The organism is Streptomyces sp. NPDC007875 (assembly GCF_042868035.1).
Lineage (GTDB): Bacteria > Actinomycetota > Actinomycetes > Streptomycetales > Streptomycetaceae > Streptomyces > Streptomyces antimycoticus.
This window is the reverse complement of record NZ_JBIADZ010000006.1, coordinates 56,015-78,493: the sequence shown is the minus strand read 5'-3', so window position 1 is coordinate 78,493 and position 22,479 is coordinate 56,015. Positions and strand designations below refer to the sequence as shown.

The 22,479-nt window shown below is 72.9% G+C and carries 17 protein-coding genes and 1 pseudogene; 17 read left to right on the top strand and 1 reads right to left on the bottom strand.

What is annotated here, in order from left to right; genetic code table 11:
* Positions 1 to 130 precede the first annotated feature (130 nt).
* Positions 131 to 808, top strand: a complete 678-nt coding sequence (locus tag ACFYOY_RS14935) for a GntR family transcriptional regulator (RefSeq protein ID WP_351878237.1) — start codon at positions 131 to 133, stop codon at positions 806 to 808.
* A gap of 33 nt (positions 809 to 841) precedes the next feature.
* On the opposite strand, the gene ACFYOY_RS14930 is transcribed toward ACFYOY_RS14935, so the two are convergent.
* Complete coding sequence (locus ACFYOY_RS14930; RefSeq protein WP_351878234.1) at positions 842 to 1,129, bottom strand: hypothetical protein; 288 nt, start codon at positions 1,127 to 1,129, stop codon at positions 842 to 844.
* A gap of 231 nt (positions 1,130 to 1,360) precedes the next feature.
* Here ACFYOY_RS14930 and ACFYOY_RS14925 point away from each other — a divergent pair, with 231 nt between their 5' ends.
* From ACFYOY_RS14925 to ACFYOY_RS14850, 16 genes and pseudogenes are all read left to right on the top strand, one after another.
* A complete protein-coding gene (locus ACFYOY_RS14925) occupies positions 1,361 to 2,542 on the top strand; it encodes an ROK family transcriptional regulator (RefSeq protein WP_351878231.1) in 1,182 nt (393 codons plus the stop codon).
* Positions 2,543 to 2,843: 301 nt separating this feature from the next.
* Positions 2,844 to 4,373 (top strand): sugar ABC transporter ATP-binding protein, encoded by a 1,530-nt coding sequence (locus ACFYOY_RS14920; RefSeq protein ID WP_351878228.1) that lies wholly within the window; start codon positions 2,844 to 2,846, stop codon positions 4,371 to 4,373.
* On the top strand, positions 4,370 to 5,446 hold the full coding sequence (locus ACFYOY_RS14915; protein WP_351878225.1) for an ABC transporter permease: 1,077 nt from the start codon (positions 4,370 to 4,372) through the stop codon (positions 5,444 to 5,446). Before ACFYOY_RS14920 ends, ACFYOY_RS14915 begins: the two co-directional genes overlap by 4 nt.
* On the top strand, positions 5,443 to 6,498 hold the full coding sequence (locus ACFYOY_RS14910) for a substrate-binding domain-containing protein (RefSeq protein ID WP_351878222.1): 1,056 nt from the start codon (positions 5,443 to 5,445) through the stop codon (positions 6,496 to 6,498). The genes ACFYOY_RS14915 and ACFYOY_RS14910 overlap by 4 nt, the downstream gene beginning before the upstream one ends.
* Positions 6,499 to 6,558: 60 nt before the next feature.
* The gene (locus ACFYOY_RS14905) at positions 6,559 to 7,749 is read left to right on the top strand and encodes a Gfo/Idh/MocA family oxidoreductase (protein WP_351878219.1); all 1,191 of its coding nucleotides are present in this window, start codon (positions 6,559 to 6,561) and stop codon (positions 7,747 to 7,749) included.
* A gap of 14 nt (positions 7,750 to 7,763) precedes the next feature.
* Positions 7,764 to 8,771 (top strand): sugar phosphate isomerase/epimerase family protein, encoded by a 1,008-nt coding sequence (locus ACFYOY_RS14900; RefSeq protein WP_351878216.1) that lies wholly within the window; start codon positions 7,764 to 7,766, stop codon positions 8,769 to 8,771.
* A 285-nt stretch (positions 8,772 to 9,056) separates the two neighbouring features.
* Entirely contained in the window at positions 9,057 to 11,498 is a 2,442-nt protein-coding gene (locus ACFYOY_RS14895) for a PQQ-dependent sugar dehydrogenase (RefSeq protein WP_351878213.1), read from the top strand.
* Positions 11,499 to 11,730: 232 nt separating this feature from the next.
* Positions 11,731 to 13,029: a ThuA domain-containing protein gene (locus ACFYOY_RS14890; protein WP_388587626.1), complete on the top strand. Its 1,299-nt coding sequence runs from the start codon at positions 11,731 to 11,733 to the stop codon at positions 13,027 to 13,029.
* 422 nt (positions 13,030 to 13,451) lie between these two features.
* Positions 13,452 to 14,627, top strand: a complete 1,176-nt coding sequence (locus ACFYOY_RS14885; protein WP_388587318.1) for an inositol-3-phosphate synthase — start codon at positions 13,452 to 13,454, stop codon at positions 14,625 to 14,627.
* Positions 14,624 to 15,379 (top strand): annotated as a pseudogene (locus ACFYOY_RS14880) (SCO3242 family prenyltransferase); the annotation flags it as partial. The gene ACFYOY_RS14885 and the pseudogene ACFYOY_RS14880, both read left to right, overlap by 4 nt.
* 968 nt (positions 15,380 to 16,347) lie before the next feature.
* A complete protein-coding gene (locus ACFYOY_RS14875; RefSeq protein ID WP_351878204.1) occupies positions 16,348 to 17,232 on the top strand; it encodes a sugar phosphate isomerase/epimerase family protein in 885 nt (294 codons plus the stop codon).
* A complete protein-coding gene (locus ACFYOY_RS14870) occupies positions 17,226 to 17,942 on the top strand; it encodes an EboA domain-containing protein (protein WP_388587315.1) in 717 nt (238 codons plus the stop codon). The genes ACFYOY_RS14875 and ACFYOY_RS14870 overlap by 7 nt, the downstream gene beginning before the upstream one ends.
* Positions 17,942 to 18,820: a TatD family hydrolase gene (locus tag ACFYOY_RS14865; protein ID WP_388587312.1), complete on the top strand. Its 879-nt coding sequence runs from the start codon at positions 17,942 to 17,944 to the stop codon at positions 18,818 to 18,820. Before ACFYOY_RS14870 ends, ACFYOY_RS14865 begins: the two co-directional genes overlap by 1 nt.
* Before the next feature lie 7 nt (positions 18,821 to 18,827).
* A complete protein-coding gene (gene eboE / locus ACFYOY_RS14860; RefSeq protein WP_351878198.1) occupies positions 18,828 to 20,006 on the top strand; it encodes a metabolite traffic protein EboE in 1,179 nt (392 codons plus the stop codon).
* Complete coding sequence (locus ACFYOY_RS14855; protein WP_351878195.1) at positions 20,003 to 21,424, top strand: nucleotide pyrophosphatase/phosphodiesterase family protein; 1,422 nt, start codon at positions 20,003 to 20,005, stop codon at positions 21,422 to 21,424. The genes eboE and ACFYOY_RS14855 overlap by 4 nt, the downstream gene beginning before the upstream one ends.
* Complete coding sequence (locus ACFYOY_RS14850; RefSeq protein WP_388587308.1) at positions 21,421 to 22,470, top strand: sugar phosphate isomerase/epimerase family protein; 1,050 nt, start codon at positions 21,421 to 21,423, stop codon at positions 22,468 to 22,470. The genes ACFYOY_RS14855 and ACFYOY_RS14850 overlap by 4 nt, the downstream gene beginning before the upstream one ends.
* The last annotated feature ends 9 nt before the right edge of the window (positions 22,471 to 22,479 follow it).

The window sequence follows — 22,479 nt, the reverse complement described above, 5'->3', positions numbered from 1 at the left end:
TTTAAGGATTCAACGAGTCAATGACTAGACGTCGAGGCGCCTGGGATGTGTCGACCGCGTGGACGGGATGGGTAAACTGTAGACAATAACCAATCCGGGCACCGGTGAACGGCGAGCCAGAGGGGGCGCGATGCTGTCCAGGGGACTGCCGCACGGCGCGGTACCGAAGCTGGAGCGGCCCGGTCCACTCCGCGAGCGCGTCTACGAGGCGCTGCTGGAACTCATCACCACCCGCGCCCTCCGCCCCGGCCAGCACCTCGTGGAGAGCGAGCTCGCCGGGCAGCTCGGGGTCTCCCGTCAGCCGGTGCGCGAGGCCCTCCAGCGGCTCAACACCGAAGGCTGGGTCGATCTGCGACCCGCGCAGGGCGCGTTCGTCCACGAGCCCACCGAGGAGGAGGCCGATCAGCTCCTCACGGTGCGCACCCTCCTGGAGGCCGAGGCCGCCCGGCTGGCCGCCGCGGGGGCCGACGCGGCCGGGATCGCCGCGCTGGAGGAGCTGTGCGCGAAGGGCGAGCGCGCGGTGCTGGACGACGATGTGGACGGCGCGGTCGCGGCGAACGCCGAATTCCACGCCAAGGTGATGGAGCTGGCCGGAAACGCGGTCCTGTCCGAGCTGGCCGCCCAGGTGGACCGCAGGGTCCGCTGGTATTACACCCCGGTCGCCCGCCAGCGCGGCAAGCAGTCCTGGATCGAGCATCGCGAGCTGATCGCGGCCATCACCGCCGGCGACGAACACGGGGCCACGGCCGTCATGCGCGCCCATACCGAACACACCCGCCGCACGTACCACGACCGCGAGCGGTCCTGACCCCTCCGCCGGACCGGCCGTTGCCGGGTGGCGTCATCCCCGCGTGGCGTCCATGCGCTCGACCGCTTCCTTGGCCTCCTTCAAATCGGCGTCGGTGAGCTGCCGGTAGGCCTTGATGGCTTCGAACTTCTTGCCCTCCCGCAGCAGGGCCGTCACCCGCCGCAGGTCGGGCCCGACCACCTGGATGTCCAGGTGGTCGAGGATCAGGTCCAGCTTGTGCTCGATACGGTCCGCCCTGCGCTGGATCTTCTTGATCCTCGACTCCAGCAGCGGATACTGCAGAACGAGGGCCATGAGCAAGATGTACGCCGCTATCTCCATGATCGCCGATCGTAGTGGCCGGAGTGGCCGAACCCTTTCGCCGGTCCCGCGCTCCCGAGCCGGTGTCTCCCCATGCTGTCCCGAAATCAACTCGGCTTTGTCCTGCGACAGGAGAAAGTCGTAGCCAATTGCGGCGCAAGTTCTTCCCACCCCCGACAACCGCTGCTACGTTCCCCGTGAAAGCCCGGTGACGTGGATGCCGATGACGGCGGGAGGGGCAGCGTGAGGCGCATGACGGCACGACCGGCCAACGCGCATCAGGCACGACTGCTCCGTCTGCTGCGCGACGGCGGCCCCAACTCCCGTGCTCAGCTGGGCGATCAGATCGATCTCTCGCGTTCGAAGCTCGCCGTGGAGATCGACCGGCTGCTGGAGACCGGGCTGGTGGCCGCGGACGGGCTCGCGGCCTCGCGCGGTGGCCGGCGCTCGCACAACATCCGGCTCGCGCCCGGACTGCGGCTGCTCGGCGTCGACATCGGCGCCACCTCCGTGGACGTCGCCGTGACCAATGCCGAACTGGAGATTCTCGGCCATCTCAACCAGCCCATGGATGTGCGCGAGGGACCCGTCGCGGTCTTCGAGCAGGTGCTGGACATGGCCGCGAAGCTCCGGGCCTCCGGGGTGGCCGAGGGGTTCGACGGGGCGGGCATAGGAGTGCCCGGCCCCGTGCGGTTCCCCGAGGGCGTACCCGTGGCACCGCCGATCATGCCGGGGTGGGACGGCTTCCCCGTACGGGAGGCGCTCAGCCAGGAGCTGGGCTGCCCGGTGATGGTCGACAACGATGTGAACCTCATGGCGATGGGGGAGCAGCACGCCGGAGTCGCCCGCTCCGTCAAGGACTTCCTCTGCGTGAAGATCGGCACCGGTATCGGCTGCGGGATCGTCGTCGGCGGTGAGGTCTACCGCGGTACGACGGGCAGCGCGGGCGACATTGGCCACATCCAGGCCGAACCCGACGGCCGCCCCTGCGCCTGCGGCAACCACGGCTGCCTGGAGGCGTACTTCGGCGGCGCGGCGCTGGCCCGCGACGCCGAGGCGGCCGCCCGCGACGGCCGGTCCACCGAACTCGCCGCCCGGCTGGAGGAGGTCGGCAGCCTCGCCGCCACGGACGTCGCCGCCGCGGCGTCGGCGGGCGACGCGACCGCCCTCGACCTCATCAGGGAGGGCGGCACCCGCACGGGCCAGGTCATCGCCGGGCTCGTCAGCTTCTTCAACCCCGGTCTGGTGGTCATCGGCGGCGGTGTCACCGGGCTCGGCCATACGCTGCTCGCCGCCATACGGACCCAGGTCTACCGCCAGTCCCTGCCCCTGGCCACCGGCAACCTCCCCATCGTGCTGGGCGAACTCGGCCCGGCCGCCGGGGTCACCGGCGCGGCCCGCCTGATCAGCGACCACCTCTTCTCCCCGGCCTGACGGCCTGGATCCAGCCCGGCCACGGCCGGTCCGTACCTCGGCACAGCGCAGCAGCACGGCATCCGCACCGCCCCTCGACGCACGCCATGTCGAGGCATGAGCCGCACCACCCGGCACCACCGAGCCGCACCACCCGGCACCACCGTGGCGGCGCGCCGTACCCCGGCGCGCCCCGCACCCCACCACGGCACCACGTCACCGCTCCACCCAGCGCCAGCCCCAGCCCCGCCGCGCGTCCGCAGCGGCTCCGGCACGCCCAGCGACCCGCACCGCATCGAGCGAACCGCCGAGGAGGCCAGCCATGGCACCGGCACCACCCGACCCGCGCCCGCTCCTCACCATGTCCGCGATCACCAAGTCCTTCCCCGGCGTACGGGCCCTGGACGGCGTCGACCTCGATGTCGAAGCGGGCGAGGTGCACTGTCTGCTCGGCCAGAACGGCGCGGGCAAGTCCACCCTGATCAAGGTGATCGCCGGGGCACATCAGCCCGACAGCGGCGAGATCCTCTGGCGAGGGGCACCAGTCACTCTCAAGTCGCCCATCGCCGCCATGCGCCTGGGGATCGCCACCATCTACCAGGAACTCGACCTGGTGGAGGGGCTGTCCGTCGCCGAGAACGTCTTCCTCGGCCATGAGATGGCCACCGCCGGCTTCGTCCACTCCCGTGCGGCCCGCACCGCCGCCGCCGCGCTCCTGGCCCGGCTCGGGCATCCCGAGATCGACCCGGGGCGGCTGGTCGGGGAGCTGTCCGCGGCCGGGCAGCAGATCGTCTCGATGGCCCGCGCGCTCTCCCACGACGTCCAGCTCATCGTGATGGACGAGCCGTCCGCGGCCCTCGACCCCGACGAGGTCGACAACCTCTTCCGCATCGTCGGCGATCTCACCGCCGCCGGGGTCGCCGTCGTGTACATCTCGCACCGGCTGGAGGAGATCCGCCGGATCGGCGACCGGGTCACCGTGCTCAAGGACGGCCGTGCCGCGGCCCGCGGGCTGGACGCCCACACCACCCCGACCCGCGAGGTCGTGGCCCTGATGACGGGCCGGGACGTGGAGTACGCGTTCCCGCGCCGCACCACGGCACCTCCGGCCGCCGGCGCCACGCCCGTGCTGCGGCTGGAGAACCTCGGCAGGACGGGGGAGTTCGAGCCGATCGACCTCGAAGTGGCGCCCGGCGAGATCGTCGGGCTCGCCGGACTCGTCGGCTCCGGGCGGTCCGAGATCCTGGAGACCGTCTACGGCGCCCGCCGCCCCACCTCGGGCCGGGTCCTGGTGGACGGCCGCGCGCTGCGCCCCGGCAGCGTGACCGCCGCCGTGCGCGCCGGGCTCGGTCTCGCCCCCGAGGAGCGCAAGGCGCAGGCGCTGCTGATGCTGGAGTCCGTCACCCGCAATGTCTCGGTCTCCTCGCTGCCCCGCTTCTCCCGCGCCGGGTGGGTGGACCGCGGCGCCGAGCGGGCGGCGGCCCGCCGGTGCGTCCGCGATCTGTCGCTGCACCCCGACGACCCGGAGCGGCCGGTGCGGACCCTGTCCGGCGGCAATCAGCAAAAGGCCGTGCTGGCCCGCTGGCTGCTGCGCGGCTGCCGGGCGCTGCTGCTGGACGAGCCGACGCGCGGGGTGGACGTCGGCGCCCGCGCCGAGCTGTACGCCGTGATCCGCCGACTCGCCGACGACGGCATGGCCGTCCTTCTCGTCTCCAGCGAACTGCCCGAAGTCCTGGGCCTCGCCGACCGGGTGCTGGTGCTCCGCGAGGGCCGCGTCGTCCATACGGCGCCCGCGCGGGAGCTGGACGAGCACCGCGTCCTCGATCTCGTCATGGAAGGGAGCCCGTCGTGAACTCACCCGGGAGCAGGCCGGCGTCCAGCCCCCCGGCCGACCCCGCCCCGGTACCGGGCGCGGGCGCCACGCTGACGGACGGCCCGGTCGGCAAACCGCCGGCCGGCCGCACCGGCACCGATCCGCTGAGCAGGCTGCGGCGCCTTGCGGACCTGCGCAACCTCTCCCTCGTCGGGGTGCTGGCGGTGCTGATCGCCGTCGGCGGCTTCACCAAGCCCGATGAGTTCCTCAGCACCGACAACCTCCAGCTTGTGCTCACCCAGGCGTCCGTCATCGGCGTCGTCACCGTCGGCATGACCTTCGTCATCACCAGCGGCGGCATCGATCTGTCGGTCGGCGCGATGGTCGCCCTCGCCTCGGTGTGGGCCACCACGATCGCCACCCAGGACTACGGACTCGGCGGCATCCTGCTGTGCGCGGTCCTGGTGGGGCTCGGCTGCGGACTGGTCAACGGGGTGCTCATCGCGTACGGCGGGATGGTCCCGTTCATCGCCACCCTCGCGATGCTCGCCTCCGCCCGCGGTCTCGCCCTGCTGATCAGCGACGGCAGGACCCAGGTCGTCACCGTCGACCCGGTCCTGGACCTCGGGCTCCCGGACTCCTACGTCCTCGGCATACCGCCGCTGGTGATCATCTTCGCCGCCGTCACGGTCCTCGGCTGGCTGGTGCTCAACCGCACGACGTTCGGCCGACGCACCGTCGCCATCGGCGGCAACGCCGAGGCGGCCCGGCTCGCGGGCATCGACGTCAAACGGCAGCGGCTGATGCTGTATCTGCTCTCCGGACTGTGCTGCGGTGTCGCCGCCTTCATGCTGGTCGTCCTCACCGGCTCCGGCCAGAACACCAACGGCAACCTGTACGAACTCGACGCCATCGCCGCCGCGATCATCGGCGGCACGCTGCTCAGCGGCGGCCGCGGCACCATCACCGGCTCCGTCCTCGGCGTCCTCGTCTTCACCACCATCACCAATCTGTTCGCCCTGAACAACCTTCAGAGCGATGTCCAGCAGATCGCCAAGGGCGCGATCATCGTCGCCGCCGTCCTGGTACAGAAGGGTCGTTCGACGCCATGAGGTTCCCACAGAGCTCCTCCCCCACCAGTCGCAGAAACCTGCTCCTGGGCACCGCCGCGGCGGGCGCGCTGTTCGCCGCCGGGTGCACCAGCAACGAGAACAACGACAGCGACGAGAACAGCAAGCAGGCCGCGAACACCGCCAATGACAAGCCCGGTAAGGCGGTCACCATCGGCTTCGCCGGGCCCCAGGCCGACCACGGCTGGCTCAACGCCATCAACGAGCAGGCCAAGCGGCGCGCCAAGGAGTACAAGGACGTCACGCTGGAGATCACCGAGGGCTCCAATGACACCGCCCAGCAGATCGGGCAGATCGAGACCCTCATCAACAAGAAGGTCGACGTCCTGGTCATCCTGCCCGCCGACGGCAAGGCGCTGACCCAGGTCGGGCTCAAGGCGATGCGGGCGGGCATCCCGGTCGTCAACCTCGACCGCGTCTTCGCCTCCCCGCAGGCGTACCGCTGCTGGATCGGCGGCGACAACTACGGCATGGGCTTCAACGCCGGGCAGTACATCGGCGAGCAGCTCAAGGGCAAGAAGAACGCCAAGGTCATCGAGTTGGCCGGGATCGACAACCTGGAGCTGACCCGGCAGCGCACCGCGGGCTTCAACGACGCCCTGAAGAACTACCGGAACATCAAGAAGGTCGGCCGCCAGGCCGCGGAGTTCACCGTCGAGTCGGGCCAGTCGAAGATGGCGCAGCTGCTCCAGGCCCACTCCGACTTCGACGCCCTGTGGAACCACGACGACGACCAGGGCGTCGGCGCCGAGCGTGCCATCAAGCAGGCCGGGCGCGATGACTTCCTCATGGTCGGCGGCGCGGGCGCCAAGCACGCCATGGACGCCATCAAGGCCGACAACACCGTGCTGAAGGCCACCGTGCTCTACCCGCCGACCATGGCCGCCTCCGCCATCGACCTCGCCCGCGCGCTCGGCCAGGGCAAGGGCGTCGGCGGCCTCGCGGAGCTGGAGATCCCGGCCTCCCTCACCCTCTACTCCGCCGTCGTCACCAAGGACAACGTGGACGAATACCTCCCCACGGGATTCAGCTGAGCCCGATAGAGGGCCAGACCCCCCACCTCGCGTCGGTTTGCGATCGTCAGAAGGAGTCCCATGGAAAGTCCTGAAGCGAAGACGCTCGGCGTCGGCATGGTCGGTTACGCCTTCATGGGCGCCGCACACTCCCAGGGCTGGCGTACCGTCGGCCGAGTCTTCGACCTGCCCACGCGCCCCGTGATGTCCGCCATCTGCGGGCGCGACGCGGACGCGGTACGGGCCGCCGCGGACCGGCACGGCTGGGCCGCGGCCGAGACCGACTGGCGGTCGATGATCGCCCGGGACGATGTGCAACTGGTCGACGTCTGCACCCCCGGCGACAGCCATGCCGAGATCGCCATCGCGGCCCTGGAGGCGGGCAAGCACGTGCTGTGCGAGAAGCCGCTCGCCAACTCCGTGACCGAGGCGCAGGCCATGGTGGAGGCGGCGCGGCGGGCACGGGAGCGCGGACAGGTGGCGATGGTGGGCTTCAACTACCGCCGCGCGCCCGCGATCGCGTACGCCCGCCGGATGGTGGCGCAGGGGCGGCTCGGCGTGCTGCGGCACGTACGGGTCACCTATCTGCAGGACTGGATCGTCGACCCGGAGTTCCCCCTGGTGTGGCGGTTGCGGCGGGAGTACGCGGGCTCCGGCGCGCTCGGCGACCTGGGCTCGCACATCGTCGACCTGGCGCAGTATCTGGCGGGGGAGCGGCTGATCGGCGTCTCGGCGCTCACCGAGACGTTCATCCGGGAGCGGCCGCTGCCCGCCGGTGCGGTGGCGGGGCTCGGCGGCTCCGGGGCGGGCGGGGCGGCGCGCGGACCGGTCACGGTCGATGACGCGGCGCTGTTCACCGGACGGTTCGGCTCCGGTGCGGTGGCGTCGTTCGAGGCCAGCCGCTTCGCCGCGGGCCGTAAGAACTCGCTCAGGATCGAGCTCAACGGCGATCACGGCTCGCTCGCCTTCGATCTGGAACGGCTCAATGAGCTGTCCTTCCACGATCACACCCAGCCCGCCGCCGACTCCGGCTTCCGCCGGATCCTGGTGACCGAGCCCGAGCACCCCTACCTGGACGCGTGGTGGCCGCCGGGCCACGCCCTCGGCTACGAGCACACCTTCGTCCACCAGGCGCGGGACATGGTGCTCGCGGTCGCCGAGGGGACCGGACCCGAGCCGTCCTTCGAGGACGGGCTGCAGGTGCAGCGGGTGCTCGCCGCCGTCGAGGAGAGCGCGGAGAAGAACTGCGTCTACACCCCCGTACCCGTCTGAGACAGGAGGCCGGAATGCCCAGACCTTTCACGCTCTTCACCGGCCAGTGGGCCGACCTTCCCCTGGAGGAGGTCTGCCGGCTGGCCCGCGACTTCGGCTACGACGGCCTGGAACTCGCCTGCTGGGGCGACCACTTCGAGGTGGACCGGGCGCTCGGCGAGCCCGGCTATCTGGACGGGCGCCACAGTCTGCTGGAGAAGTACGGCCTGAAGTGCTTCGCCATCTCCAACCATCTGGTCGGCCAGGCCGTGTGCGACTCGCCCATCGACGAGCGCCACAAGGCCATCCTGCCCGCCCGGATCTGGGGCGACGGCGAGGCCGAGGGCGTCCGGCGGCGGGCCGCCGCGGAGATGGCCGACACCGCCCGCGCCGCGGCCGCCTTCGGGGTCCGCACCGTCATCGGCTTCACCGGCTCCTCCATCTGGCATCTGGTGGCGATGTTCCCGCCGGTGGTGCCGGGGATGATCGAGCGGGGCTACGAGGACTTCGCCGAGCGCTGGAACCCGATCCTCGACGTCTTCGACGCCGAGGGCGTGCGCTTCGCCCACGAGGTGCACCCCAGCGAGATCGCCTATGACTACTGGACCACCCACCAGGCCCTGGAGGCGCTCGGCCACCGCCCCGCCTTCGGGCTCAACTTCGATCCCAGCCACTTCGTCTGGCAGGACCTGGACCCCGTCGGCTTCCTGTGGGACTTCCGGGACCGGATCTACCACGTCGACTGCAAGGAGGCCCGGAAGCGGCTGGACGGCCGCAACGGCCGCCTCGGCTCCCATCTGCCCTGGGGCGATCCCCGCCGCGGCTGGGACTTCGTCTCGGCGGGCCATGGCGATGTGCCGTGGGAGGACGTGTTCCGGATGCTGCGCTCGATCGGCTACGACGGTCCGGTGTCGGTCGAGTGGGAGGACGCCGGGATGGACCGGCTCACGGGCGCCCCGGAGGCGCTGGCCCGGCTGAAGCACTTCGACTTCGACCCGCCGACGGCGTCGTTCGACGCGGCCTTCGGAGGCGGGGAGAAGTAGCCCGGCCCGTCCGGCGATCGAAGACCCGCCCGAAGGGCCCCTGGGTGGGGGACCGCACTCCGTGCCCCCACCCAGCTTTGTCCTGCCCGTGGATGAAGAGGGGCCTACTTTGCGTCAAAGGGGTTTCCGGACCGGACAAACACCGCTACGGTCCTTGAGATGTACCGGTCACATAGGGGCCCCTCGCCCCGGACCGGTCATCCCGGCGCGACGGCGCGCGCCTGTGCCAGTCACGGCGGCCTGACGGCCCGCCCGTACACCCCCCTCTTTCCACGGAGGATCAGCGTGCACAGGAAAAGGCTTCGACTGCGCGGGCCCCTCGCGCTCGTCACGAGCGCCCTGCTCGTCGGCGCGGGGCTCGCGCTCACCGCTCCGCCGGCGGGTGCGGATCAACCGACCCCGGCCGCCGAGGAGTTCCAGCAGGTCACCCTCGCCAAGGGCGAGCCCGAGATGGGCGAGCCGATGACCCTGGCGGTGCTCCCCGACCGTTCGGTGCTGCACACCTCCCGCGACGGCACCCTGCGGCTGACGGACGCGGGCGGCAACACCACGGTCGCGGGGAAGATCCCGGTCTACACCCACGACGAGGAAGGGCTCCAGGGCGTCGGCGTCGACCCGGGGTTCAGCGACAACCGCGCGATCTACCTGTACTACGCCCCGCCGCTGGACACCCCCGCCGGCGACGCCCCCGACAACGGCACCCCGGCGGACTTCGCCAAGTTCGACGGCCTCAACCGGCTGTCCCGATTCGTGCTGAAGACCGACGGCACCCTCGACCTGGCCAGCGAGAAGAAGGTGCTGGAGGTCCCCACCTCCCGCGGCATCTGCTGCCACGTCGGCGGTGACATCGACTTCGACGCGCAGGGCAATCTGTACCTGTCCACCGGCGACGACACCAACCCGTTCGCCTCCGACGGCTACTCGCCCATCGACGAGCGATCCGACCGCAACCCGGCCTACGACGCCCAGCGCTCGGCCGCCAACACCAACGACCTGCGCGGCAAGATCCTGCGCATCAAGGTCGCCGACGACGGCTCGTACACCGTCCCGGACGGCAACCTCTTCGCGCCGGGCACCGACAAGACCCGGCCCGAGATCTACGCGATGGGCTTCCGCAACCCCTTCCGGCTGAGCGTCGACAAGCCCACCGGCACCGTCTACGTCGGCGACTACGGACCGGACGCGGGCGCCGCCGACCCGAAGCGCGGCCCCGGCGGGCAGGTGGAGTTCGCCCGGGTGACCAAGGCGGGCAACTTCGGCTGGCCGTACTGCACCGGCAAGAACGACGCCTACGTCGACTACGACTTCGCCACCGGCGCCTCCGGCTCCGCCTTCGACTGCGCCGCCCCGAAGAACACCTCCCCGCACAACACGGGCCTCACCGACCTGCCGCCCGCCCAAGAGGCGTGGATCCCCTACGACGGCGCTTCGGTGCCCGAGTTCGGCAACGGCTCGGAGTCCCCGATGGGCGGCCCGGTCTACCGCTACGACGCCTCGCTGGACTCCCCGGTGAAGTTCCCCGAGAGCTACGACGGGAACTTCTTCGCGGGCGAGTTCGGCCGCCGCTGGATCAAGCGGATCGAGCAGGGCACCGACGGCACCGTCCAGAAGATCAACGACTTCCCGTGGTCCGGCACCCAGGTGATGGACATGGCCTTCGGCCCGGACGGCGCCCTGTACGTCCTGGACTACGGCACCGGCTACTTCAACGGCGACGAGAACTCCGCCCTGTTCCGGATCGAGAACGCCACCGGCGGCCACGCCCCCATCGTCGATGCGAGCGCCTCGGTGACCAGCGGCCAGGCCCCGCTGACCACCGAGTTCACCGCCAAGGCCACCGATGCCGACGGCGACCAGCTCAGCTACGCGTGGGACTTCGGTGACGGTGCCACCTCCACCGAGCAGAACCCCTCCCACACCTACGACAAGAACGGCACCTACACCGCGACGGTGACCGCCACCGACGCCGGCGGGCTCGCCGGCACCGCCAGCGCGCATGTCACCGTCGGCAACACCGCACCGAAGGTGACCCTGGAACTGCCCGGTGACGGGCAGCTGTTCACCTTCGGCGACAAGGTGCCGTTCAAGGTGACCGTGACCGACCCCGAGGACGGTACGGTCGACTGCTCCAAGGTGAAGGTCACCCACATCCTCGGCCACGACAGCCACGGCCACCCGGTCACCTCGGCCAATGGCTGCGAGGGCACCCTCCAGACGTCCGCCGACAGCGAGCACGACCCCAACGCCAACATCTTCGGGGTCTTCGACGCCGAGTACACCGACCAGGGCGCGGGCGGCCAGCCGCCGCTGACCACCCACGACCAGAACATCGTCCAGCCCAAGCACCGGCAGGCCGAACACTACGGCGACTCCCAGGGCGTCGACGTGATCAACCACACCCCGGCCAACGGCGGCAAGACGGTCGGCAACATCGAGAACGGGGACTGGATCGCCTTCAGCCCCTACCTGCTCGCCAATGCCAAGGACTTCACCGCGCGCGTCTCCTCCGCGGGCGCCGGCGGCACGCTGGAGGTCCGCGCCGGATCCCCGACCGGCACGCTGCTCGGCAGCGCCACCGTGCCGGTGACCGGCGACTGGGAGACCTTCCAGGACGTCACGACGCCACTGCAGGACCCGCCGGCCGAGACCACCACGCTCTACCTGGTGTTCACCGGCGGCGCGGGAGCGCTCTTCGACGTGGACGACTTCACCATCGGCACCGGCTGACGACCGGCGCCGGGGGCGGCCGTCGGGCCGCCCCCGGCCCCGGGGCCCGGGAACAAGGAGCCCGACGCTTATGGACTCGCACCTTTCCCCCACACCGTCCGGACCGCCCGGACCGAGACGGCGTTTCCCTCTCTCGCGCGCTTACCGCGCCTCCGGCACGACCCGTACGACGCGTACGACCCGTGCCACCGGGCGGGTCGCGGTCGTGGCGGCCGCACTCCTGCTCGCCGCCATGGCCCTCCCCGCGGCGTCCGCCACGTCCTCGCCCGCGGCCGAGGACGACCGCGTCCTGGTCTTCTCCAAGACCGCGGGCTTCCGCCACGACTCCATTCCTGACGGCATCGCCGCCATCCAGGACCTCGGCGCCCAGGGCGGCTTCGCCGTCGACGCCACCGAGGACGCGGCCGCCTTCAGTCCCGACAACCTCGCCCGCTACGACGCGGTGGTGTTCCTCTCCACCACCGGCGATGTCCTCGACGCCACCCAGCAGTCCGCCTTCGAGGGCTACATCCAGGCCGGTGGCGGCTACGTCGGTGTGCACGCCGCCGCCGACACCGAGTACGACTGGTCCTTCTACGGCGGCCTGGCCGGCGCGTACTTCCAGTCGCACCCCGCCATCCAGCCCGCCACCGTGGACGTTGAGGACCGCGCCCACCCCGCCACCGCGCACCTGGGCGCCACCTGGGACCGCACCGACGAGTGGTACAACTACCGCACCAACCCCCGCGAGCGGGCCCATGTCCTCGCCACCCTCGACGAGTCCTCGTACCAGGGCGGGTCGATGGGCGAGGACCACCCGATCGCGTGGTGCCAGGAGTACCAGGGCGGCCGCGCCTTCTACACCGGCTTCGGCCACACCAAGGAGTCCTACGCCGACCCCGCCTTCCGGCAGCACCTGCTCGGCGGCATCCGCTACGCCACCGGCGCCGCGCACGCCGACTGCCGCCCCGAACAGGGCTACCAGAGCCTGTTCGACGGTAGCTCCACGGCGGGCTGGAAGCAGGCCGGCCCCGGCGCGTTCACCCTCGACCCGGCCGCCGGGACCCTGACCTCCACCGGCGGCATGGGCATGCTCTGGTACGAGGCGCGCGAGCTGCACGCGTACTCGCTCAAGCTGGACTGGAAGATGGCGGGCGACGACAACTCCGGCGTCTTCGTGGGCTTCCCGGCCTCCGACGACCCCTGGTCGGCGGTCGACAACGGCTACGAGGTGCAGATCGACGCCACCGACACCCCCGATCACACCACCGGCTCGGTCTACGGCTTCCAGTCCGCCGACCTCGCCAAGCGGGACGCGGCACTGAACCCGCCGGGGGAGTGGAACACCTACGAGATCCGGGTCGAGGGCGAACGGCTGCGGATCTGGCTGAACGGCGTGCAGATCAACGACTTCACCAACCCCGACCCGGCGCGCAGCCTGCTCCAAGGCTACGTCGGCATCCAGAACCACGGGGACGGGGATGAGGTCACCTTCCGCAACATCCGCGTCAAGGACCTGCCGGTGAGGGGCGGCGGTCACCACCACCGCTAGGCGCGGCCCCGGTTCGCCGTCCCGACGGCCCGAGGGGAGCCGTGGGGGCGGCGTGGCGGCGGGCAGGAGTACGCCGCCTCCTCCCGCCGCCACCTCGACCACCCACCCGGGGGCAGGACGCCGGGGCCCACCCGCCCCGGCTCCGGCCCTCGGGCTGGGGTCTGCCCGGGCCGCCCGTCCGGGTCCCGGCCACCCCGGGACTCCGGGCCGGGGCCCGGGCCCGGTGGCCCCGGGGCTTGGCGGGGAGCTCCCGACCGCACGAGGGGCTCCGCGCCCCGACCCACCGACCCCGACCACCCCGACCACCCCGACCACCCGACCTCGGCCTCGACCCACCCGACCCCGACTCCCGTACGACACGACCGAACCGGCGCCGCCCACGTACCGCCGCCGCGAACGCCAATTCGCGGCACCCGAACCACATGCGCAACCCACGCCCACCCGGGAGGCAGCCAGTGACCACCCGCCCCGACGACATCACCCCACCCCGCGACGCACCCCGTACGGGGGTCTGGCTCATCGGCGCCCGCGGCTCCGTCGCCACCACCGCCGTGGCGGGCTGTGCCGCCGTCGCCGGGGGGTTGCAGCCGGCGACCGGAATGCTCACCGAGACCGCGCCGTTCGCGGACAGCGGCCTTCCCACACTCGCCGACCTCGTCTTCGGCGGCCATGACACCGCCACGACCCCGCTGCCCAAGCGGGCCGAGGCGCTGGCCGCCGACGGGGTGCTGCCGCATGGGCTGCCCGCCGCCGTACGTGCCGAACTCGCTGCCGCCGACACGGCCGTCCGCCCCGGCGGGCCGCAGCCCGGTGACGGCCGCGGTGAGGAGGAGCTGATCGCGGCCTTCGCGGCCGACCTCACCGACTTCCTCCGCACGCACGGGCTGGCCCGCGCCGTCGTCGTCAACGTCGCCTCCACCGAAGCGGCTCCGGAGGACCCCGGCACCCTGCCGCCCAGCTCCCTCTACGCCGCCGCCGCGTTGCGCGCCGGATGCCCGTACGTCAACTTCACCCCCTCCACCGGGCTCCACCACCCCCGGTTGCGCGAGCGCGCCGAGCGCTCCGGACTGCCGTACGCGGGGCGCGACGGCAAGACCGGGCAGACGCTGCTGCGGTCCGTTCTCGCGCCGATGTTCGCCCAGCGGGCGCTGGCCGTACGGAGCTGGTCCGGTACGAACCTCCTCGGCGGTGGCGACGGCGCCGCCCTCGCCGACCCGGGCGCCGCGGCGGCCAAGAACGCGGGGAAGGCACGGGTCCTCTCCGACACCCTCGGCGAACTCCCCGACGGTGAGCTGCACATCGACAACGTGCCCGCGCTCGGCGACTGGAAGACCGCTTGGGACCACGTCGCCTTCGAGGGCTTCCTCGGCTCCCGGATGGTTCTGCAGACCATCTGGCAGGGCTGCGACTCGGCCCTCGCCGCACCGCTCGTCCTCGACCTGGCCCGGCTGACCGCCCGCGCCCATGAGCTCGGCCTCGCAGGGCCGCTCCCCGAACTCGGCTTCTACTTCAAGGACCCGGACGGCGGCCCGGCCGCCCTCGCCGAGCAGTACGCGGCGCTGGTCGGCCTCGCCGGGCGGCTGCGGGGCCGCTCATGACGCGGACGGCGGGGGAGCGCGGGGGCTGGGGGAACTGGGGCGACTGGGCCGAACTGCTCCGGATCTCGGCCCTGTTCACGGTGCCCGGTGACGCCCTGGCGGGCGCGGCCGCGGCCCGGTGCGGCCCCAACCGGGGCACCGCGCTCGCCGTCTGCGCGTCCCTGTGCCTGTACGAGGCGGGAATGGCGCTCAACGACTGGGCGGACCGGGACATCGACGCCGTGGAACGCCCCGGCCGCCCGCTGCCGTCGGGCCGTATCGCCCCGGGCGCCGCGCTGACCGCCGCGACCGGGCTGACCGCCGCCGGGCTGCTCTGCGCCGCCGCCGCGGGCCGCCCGGCCCTCACCACGGCGACGGCCCTGGCGGGCACGGTGTGGGCATACGACCTGGGGCTGAAGAACACCCCCGCGGGCCCGCCCGCCATGGCCGCCGCCCGCGCGCTGGACCTCCTCCTCGGCGCCACCGCCTCCGCCCCCGCCCCCGCCGCCCTGCGCTCCGCCCTGCCCCCGGCCGCCCTCCTGGGCGCCCACACCCTCGCGGTGACCACGGTCTCCCGCCGGGAGGCCGTCGGCGGCTCCTCGGCGGCTCCTCTCGGGGCCCTCGCGGTGGGCACGGCGATCGCCTGGGCGGCGACCAGACGCCCGGCCCCCGCCGCAGGGCACGCCTCCGGGGCAGGCCACCGTGCACCGCTCGCGGCTGGGAATGACACCACCACGCCAAGCCGCCACGGCACCCCGTCAGGTGGCCTGACAGCCGCAGGCGCCACGGCGGCCCTCACCAAGGAGCCCTCCCGCACAGGGCTACGCCGCGGTGGTCCGGCTCGGCGACTCGCCGGGGCCCTGACCGCCCCGGCTTCTTCGGGCCAGGGCAACCGACTTGGTTGGCGGTGGGTCCCTCGCCGCGCCCTCGCACAGGCGGGCCCTGCCGTAGGTGCGGCGCTCGGTAGGGGGGCTGCCTCGGGGCGTGGTCCGGTTGTCGGCGGCGCCGTTGACCGGGGCCCGGCCCACGGGTGGAGCTGGAGCGCGGCCGCCTCGGCCAGGACCGCCGTGCCCGGCCCGGCGGCCGTCGTCCAGGGCACCACGGCCGCCGTCGCCCACGAGCTCGCGCGGGGCAAGGGCGTACGGGCAGGGCGCGGCAGTCCGGCGAGGCGGCTCGTCGCCGCGGTCGTGGCGGGCCGACGCGTGGCGGTTGCGGCGGGCACCGGGCATGGCGGTCCGCCGGGCGGGCTCGGGGCACGGGGCGGTGGTGCCGCGAGGCGGCTCGCTACGGCGGCCACCGGTGGCGGTCGGTCGGGCGGGCCGCGTGCCGGGGCACGGTTGCCCCTGACCATCGCCTCGCGCGGCGCGGCGGCCGAGCGTACGCGTCCGCTCAGCCGCATTGCGGCCGTCACCGGGGTCGGCCTCGTGGGCGGCCGTGCCGGGGCCGCGCCGACCCGGAACATCGGGACCATCGCCTTGCCCGGCGCGGCGGCCGGCCGCTTCGCGGCCGTCGCCGGTGCCGTGCTCGCGGGCGGGTATGTGGCCACGGTCGCCCGGCCGTTGGCGCATGCCGCGCTCAACCCCTCCCCGTACTTCCTCCAGCGCGCCGTCGGCAGCGGCATCCGCGCGATGATCCCGCTTCAGGCCGTGCTCGCCTCCCGCGCCGGGGCGCACCGGACGGCGGCGGGGTTGCTCGCGCTGATGCCCGTCGCCCGACGGCTGTCGAGAAAGGTCAGCGCGACATGAGCCGTCCCCGCCCGGAACCCCTGCGCTTCGCCTACGGCACCAACGGTCTGACCGACCTCCGCCTCACCGACGCCCTCGCCCTGCTCGCCGACCTCGGCTACGACGGCGTCTCGCTGACCCTCGACCATATGCATTTCGACCCGCTCGCCCCGGGCCTCGCCTCCCGCGCCCGCCACGTCGCCCGCGACCTCGAGCGGCTCGGCCTCGGCGTGGCGATCGAGACCGGCGCCCGGTACGTTCTCGACGCCCGGCGCAAGCACCACCCCACCCTGCTCGACCCGGATCCCGAGGCCCGCGGCGCCCGTGTCGATCTGCTGCTGCGGGCGGTGCGGGTGGCGGCCGATCTCGGGGCGCCGGCCGTGCACTGCTTCAGCGGGGTGCTGCCGCCCGGCGAGTCCGAAGAGACGGCGTGGCGGCGGCTGGCGGACGCCCTCGGGCCGGTGGTCGTCGCCGCCGAGGCGGCGGGCGTGGCCCTCGCGATCGAGCCGGAGCCGGGGCATCTCCTCGCCGACCTCGCCGGATTCCACCGGTTGCGCACGGCCCTCGGCGACCCGGCCGCCCTCGGCCTCACCCTCGACATCGGCCACTGCCAGTGCCTGGAGCCCGACCCGCCCGCCGAGTGCGTGCGCGCGGCGGCGCCCTGGGTGCGGCATGTGCAGATCGAGGATATGCGGCGCGGGGTGCACGAGCATCTGCCGTTCGGCGAGGGGGAGATCGACTTCCCGCCGGTCCTGGGGGCGCTGCGCGCCGCGGGGTACCGGGGGCTCGTCGGCGTCGAGCTGCCCCGCCACTCCCACGCCGGTCCCGAACTGGCCCGCACCTCCCTGCGCTTCCTCCAGGACGCCGAACGGGCCGCGATCGAGGGAGGCGTCCGGTGCTGACCCCGACCGAGTTGCGTGCCGCCGTGGAGCGGCGACTGGACGAGGCAGGACGCGCCTGGCTGGACGGGGCCCTGACGGAGGCGGCGAAAGCCGGGCCCCAGGCGGACGATTCCGGCTCCGCCTCCGGCCCCCGCTCCGCCTCCGGCCCCGCCCGCTGGGAGCTGGACTTCGCCTCCGCGGGCCGCCACGTCCGGAGCGCCCGACCCGCCCCCGGCGACCCCACCCCCCACGACCTCCCCGACGCCGCCCGCATCCTGCTCCTCCACGCCGCCGACGCGGACGCGGCGACCGCCGCGAGGCTGTACGCGCAGGGCACCGGCGCCGAGCGCCGCGCCGTGCTCCTCGCGCTACCGCATCTGCGTCTCGACGCCTCGGACGCCGTCCCGCTCGTCGAGGACGCCCTGCGGACCAATGACACCCGGCTCGTGGCCGCCGCCGTGGGCCCGTACGCCGCTCGCCACCTCTCGCCGCACAGCTGGCGGCAGGCCGTGCTCAAGTGCCTGTTCACCGGCGTCCCGCTCACCGCCGTCGCCGAATGGGAGCGCCGGGCGCGCGGCGACACCGAGCTGGCCCGCATGCTCACCGACTACGCCCGCGAGCGCACCGCCGCCGGCCGCCCCGTGCCCGCCGATCTCGACCGCGTACTGGCCCTGACGTCCCCGACAGCCGCGACGGCCCCCACCCGCGCCCTGACCCGTGAGGAGTCCTGATGCGCATCTTCGACCCGCACATCCATATGACCTCCCGCACCACCGACGACTACGAGGCCATGTACGCCGCGGGGGTGCGCGCCGTCGTCGAGCCGTCCTTCTGGCTCGGACAGCCGCGCACCTCGCCCGCCAGCTTCTACGACTACTTCGACTCCCTCCTCGGCTGGGAGCCGTTCCGGGCCGCCCAGCACGGCATCGCCCACCACTGCACCCTCGCCCTCAACCCCAAGGAGGCCAACGACCCGCGCTGCGCCCCCGTCCTGGACGAGCTGCCGCGCTATCTCGTCAAGGACGGCGTCGTGGCCGTGGGCGAGATCGGCTACGACTCGATGACCCCCGCCGAGGACACCGCCCTCGCCACCCAGCTGCAGCTCGCCGCCGACCACGGCCTGCCCGCCCTCGTGCACACCCCGCACCGCGACAAACTGGCCGGACTGCGCCGCACCCTCGACGTGGTAGGTGAGTCCGCGCTGCCGCTGGACCGCGTTCTGGTCGACCACCTCAACGAGACCACGGTCAAGGAGGCCAAGGACAGCGGCTGCTGGCTGGGCTTCTCCGTCTATCCCGACACCAAGATGGACGAGGAGCGGATGGTCGCGATCCTGCGCGAATACGGGCCCGCGCGGGTCCTGGTCAACTCCGCCGCCGACTGGGGCAGGAGCGACCCGCTCAAGACCCGCAAGGTCGGCGACCTGATGCGCGCGGAGGGCTTCACCGAGGACGACGTCGACCAGGTGCTGTGGCGCAACCCGGTCGCTTTCTACGGGCTCAGCGGCCGCCTGGACCTCGACCTCGACAGCGAGGAGACCGAGGCCACCGCCACCCACGAGGGCAACTCCATCCTGCGCGGCACCCCCGCCGCACCGGCGGGGCGGTGAGGCCGCCATGCGCTTCCGCCACCCCGACGGCTCCACCGTCCACCTCGCCTACTGCACCAACGTCCACCCGGCCGAAGACCTCGACGGCGTCGTGGAGCAGCTGCGGCTGTACTGCGAACCGGTGCGCCGCCGGCTGGGTCGCGACCGGCTCGGCATCGGCCTGTGGCTGGCCCGCGACGCCGCCCGCACCCTGAGCGCCGACCCCGCGGAACTGCGCAAGCTGCGCAGCGCGCTGGACACCCGCGGCCTGGAAGTGGTCACCCTCAACGGCTTCCCGTACGAGGGGTTCGGCGCCCAGGAGGTCAAGTACCGCGTCTACAAGCCCGACTGGACCGATCCGGAGCGGCTGGAGCACACCACCCATCTGGCCCGGCTGCTGGCCGCGCTGCTGCCCGACGACATCGCGGACGGCTCCGTCTCCACCCTGCCGTTGGCCTGGCGCACCCCCTTCGACACCGAACGGGCCCGCGCCGCCCGCCGCCACCTGACCACCCTCGCCCAGCGGCTCGACGCCATCCAGGAGCTCACCGGCCGCTCCGTCCGCATCGGCCTGGAGCCGGAGCCCGGCTGCACCGTCGAGACGACCGCGCAGGCCATCGAGGCGCTCACCGCACCCGGCGGCCCGCCCCTGGACCGTATCGGCGTCTGCCTGGACACCTGTCATCTGGCGACGCAGTTCGAGGACCCGCACACGGCCACAGGCGCGCTCACCGCAGCCGGGGTCCCGGTCGTCAAGGCGCAGCTGTCCGCCGCGCTGCACGTCGAGGACCCGGCGCAGCCCGGGGTGCGGGAGGCCCTCGCGGCCTTCGCCGAGCCCCGCTTCCTCCACCAGACCCGCACCCGGGCCCCCGGGGGCGGCGTCCACGGCACCGACGACCTCGACGAAGCGCTCGCGGGCGGGCTCGGCGACACCGCGCCCTGGCGGTCCCACTTCCATGTGCCGCTGCACGCGCCGCCCGAGCCCCCGCTCACCTCCACCCTCCCGGTGCTGGCCGACGCCCTCGCCCGGCTCGTCGGCGGGCCCGCCCCGCTGACCCGCCACCTCGAAGTGGAGACCTACACCTGGCAGGCGCTGCCGCCCGAGCTGCGCCCCCGTACCCGCGACCGGCTCGCCGACGGCATCGCCGCCGAACTCGCCCTCGCCCGCGACCTGCTGACCGACCTCGGCCTCAAGGAGCTGCCATGAGCGACCTGAGCGGCAGGGGCGGTCCGACCCCCCTCCTCGTCCTCGATGTCGTCGGGCTGACCCCACGGCTGCTGGACCATATGCCGCGCCTCAAGGCCCTCGCCCGCTCCGGCTCCCGCGCCGCGCTGGGCACCGTGCTGCCCGCCGTCACCTGCGCCGCCCAGTCGACGTTCCTCACCGGCACCACCCCCGCCGAACACGGCATCGTCGGCAACGGCTGGTACTTCCGCGAGATGGGCGAGGTGCTGCTGTGGCGGCAGCACAACGGGCTGGTCGGCGGCGACAAGCTGTGGGACGCCGCCCGCCGCGCCCACCCCGGCTACACGGTGGCCAACATCTGCTGGTGGTACGCGATGGGCTCGGACACCGACATCACCGTCACCCCGCGCCCCGTCTACTACGCCGACGGCCGCAAGGAGCCGGACTGCTACACCCGGCCCCCCGCGCTGCACGACGAACTCACCGCGGAGCTCGGCACCTTCCCGCTCTTCCACTTCTGGGGGCCGGGCGCCGATCTGGTCTCCTCGCAGTGGATCATCGACGCCACCCGTCACATCCTGCGCACCAGCCCCACCGATCTGGTGCTGACCTACCTTCCGCATCTGGACTACGACCTCCAGCGGTACGGCCCCGACGACCCCCGCGCCCACGCCGCCGCCACCGAGCTCGACACCGCCCTCGGCCCGCTGCTCGACGATGCCACAGCCCGCGGCCGCACCGTCGTGGCACTGTCCGAGTACGGCATCACCCGGGTCTCCCGGCCCGTGGACATCAACCGGGCGCTGCGCCGCGCCGGGCTGCTGGAGGTGCACACCCAGGACGGCATGGAGTATCTGGACCCCGGCGCCTCCAGGGCCTTCGCGGTCGCCGACCACCAGCTCGCCCATGTGTATGTGCGCCGCGCGGAGGACCTGGACGCCACCCGCGCCGCCCTGGCCGGTCTGCCCGGGATCGCCGAACTCCTCGACGACGAGGGGAAGAAGGCCCACGGCCTGGACCATCCCCGCTCCGGGGAGCTGGTCGCGGTCGCCGCACCGGACGCCTGGTTCACGTACTACTACTGGCTCGACGACGCCCGCGCCCCCGACTTCGCCCAGCTCGTGGAGATCCACCGCAAGCCCGGCTATGACCCGGCCGAGCTGTTCATGGACCCCAAGGACCCCTATGTGCGGGTGCGGGCAGCCACCGCGCTGGCCCGCAAGAAGACCGGGATGCGCTACCGCATGGCCGTCGTCCCGCTCGATCCGTCCCCGGTGCGCGGCAGCCACGGCCGCCTCCCGGACCGCGAGGAGGACGGGCCCGTCCTCCTCTGCTCCCAGCCCGGCGCGGTGAGCGGCCAAGTGGCCGCCACCGACGTCAAAACCCTGCTCCTCCGCCTCGCCGGCCTGACGAACGCAACCGAAGGAGACACCCCGTGAAGAGGGCTCAGGAACACCCCGAACTCGCCGAGACGCTCCGCCGCCGCAGATTCCTCGGTGTCGCCGCGGGTGCCACGGCCGCCACCCTGGTCGGCACGGCCACCGCCACCGCCGCCCAGACCGGCACCTCGGCCCAGAGCGGCACGGCCGCCCAGAAGGGCCGGGGCGGCCCGCTGGTGCCCCGCGGCCACCTCGGCATCCAGCTCTACACCCTCCGCGACCAGGTGCAGTCCATCGGCTTCGCCGGGGTCTTCAAGGAGCTGGCCCGGTACGGCTACGACCAGGTGGAGTTCGCCGGATACACCCAGGGCACGGGCGACATCACCCTGGGGCAGCTCACGCGGCTGATGCGGGACCACGGGCTGCGCGGTATCGGCAGCCACGTCGGCTACTACTCCGACGACCCGAAGGCGTACACCTTCGCCACCAACCTCACCCAGGTGCTCGACGACGCCGAGGCCCTGGGCCTGCCGCATGTGGGCACCGCCTCCGGGCCCTGGCGCTACGGCTCCACGGTCGACGGCTGGAAGCGCTGTGCGGAGGAGTTCAACACCTACGGCGCGGCGGCCAAGGCGCGCGGGATGAAGTTCTACCAGCACAACCACGCCGAGGAGTTCTCCTTCGCTACCGACCGGCCGGACGTCCGCCTCTACGACGTGCTGCTCGCCGAGACCGACCCCGAGCTGGTGCATCTGGAGATGGACATCTACTGGGCGTATGTGGGCCAGTACCGCTTCGGCAAGAGGGTGGACGGCTCCCCGGCGCCCTTCGAGCCGCTCGACTACGTCCTGCGCGCCCCGCACCGCTATCCGCTCTTCCACGTCAAGGACGGGGAACACGACGAAACCGCCACCGACGGCTACCGGATGGTGGACGTCGGTGACGGTGACATCGACTACCGCCGCTTCCTGACCGCGGTCGACAGGACCCATGGCGGCCGCCGCCACCACTGGATGGTGGAGCACGACGAGCCCGCCGATTCGCTCACCACCGCCCGCCGCTCCGCCCGCTATCTGCGGTCACTGCGGTGCGGCGGACGGGGCTGAGCGAGGGCC

Bases quoted from the DNA above. Each gene is read 5' to 3' on its own strand.
- ACFYOY_RS14890 (WP_388587626.1), top strand. From the start codon at position 11,731: ATGGCCCTCCCCGCGGCGTCCGCCACGTCCTCGCCCGCGGCCGAGGAC.
- ACFYOY_RS14920 (WP_351878228.1), top strand. From the start codon at position 2,844: ATGGCACCGGCACCACCCGACCCGCGCCCGCTCCTCACCATGTCCGCG.
- ACFYOY_RS14900 (WP_351878216.1), top strand. From the start codon at position 7,764: ATGCCCAGACCTTTCACGCTCTTCACCGGCCAGTGGGCCGACCTTCCC.
- ACFYOY_RS14865 (WP_388587312.1), top strand. From the start codon at position 17,942: ATGCGCATCTTCGACCCGCACATCCATATGACCTCCCGCACCACCGAC.
- ACFYOY_RS14935 (WP_351878237.1), top strand. From the start codon at position 131: ATGCTGTCCAGGGGACTGCCGCACGGCGCGGTACCGAAGCTGGAGCGG.
- ACFYOY_RS14855 (WP_351878195.1), top strand. From the start codon at position 20,003: ATGAGCGACCTGAGCGGCAGGGGCGGTCCGACCCCCCTCCTCGTCCTC.
- ACFYOY_RS14930 (WP_351878234.1), bottom strand. From the start codon at position 1,129: ATGGAGATAGCGGCGTACATCTTGCTCATGGCCCTCGTTCTGCAGTAT.
- ACFYOY_RS14925 (WP_351878231.1), top strand. From the start codon at position 1,361: ATGACGGCACGACCGGCCAACGCGCATCAGGCACGACTGCTCCGTCTG.
- ACFYOY_RS14910 (WP_351878222.1), top strand. From the start codon at position 5,443: ATGAGGTTCCCACAGAGCTCCTCCCCCACCAGTCGCAGAAACCTGCTC.
- ACFYOY_RS14905 (WP_351878219.1), top strand. From the start codon at position 6,559: ATGGAAAGTCCTGAAGCGAAGACGCTCGGCGTCGGCATGGTCGGTTAC.
- eboE (WP_351878198.1), top strand. From the start codon at position 18,828: ATGCGCTTCCGCCACCCCGACGGCTCCACCGTCCACCTCGCCTACTGC.
- ACFYOY_RS14875 (WP_351878204.1), top strand. From the start codon at position 16,348: ATGAGCCGTCCCCGCCCGGAACCCCTGCGCTTCGCCTACGGCACCAAC.
- ACFYOY_RS14885 (WP_388587318.1), top strand. From the start codon at position 13,452: ATGCGCAACCCACGCCCACCCGGGAGGCAGCCAGTGACCACCCGCCCC.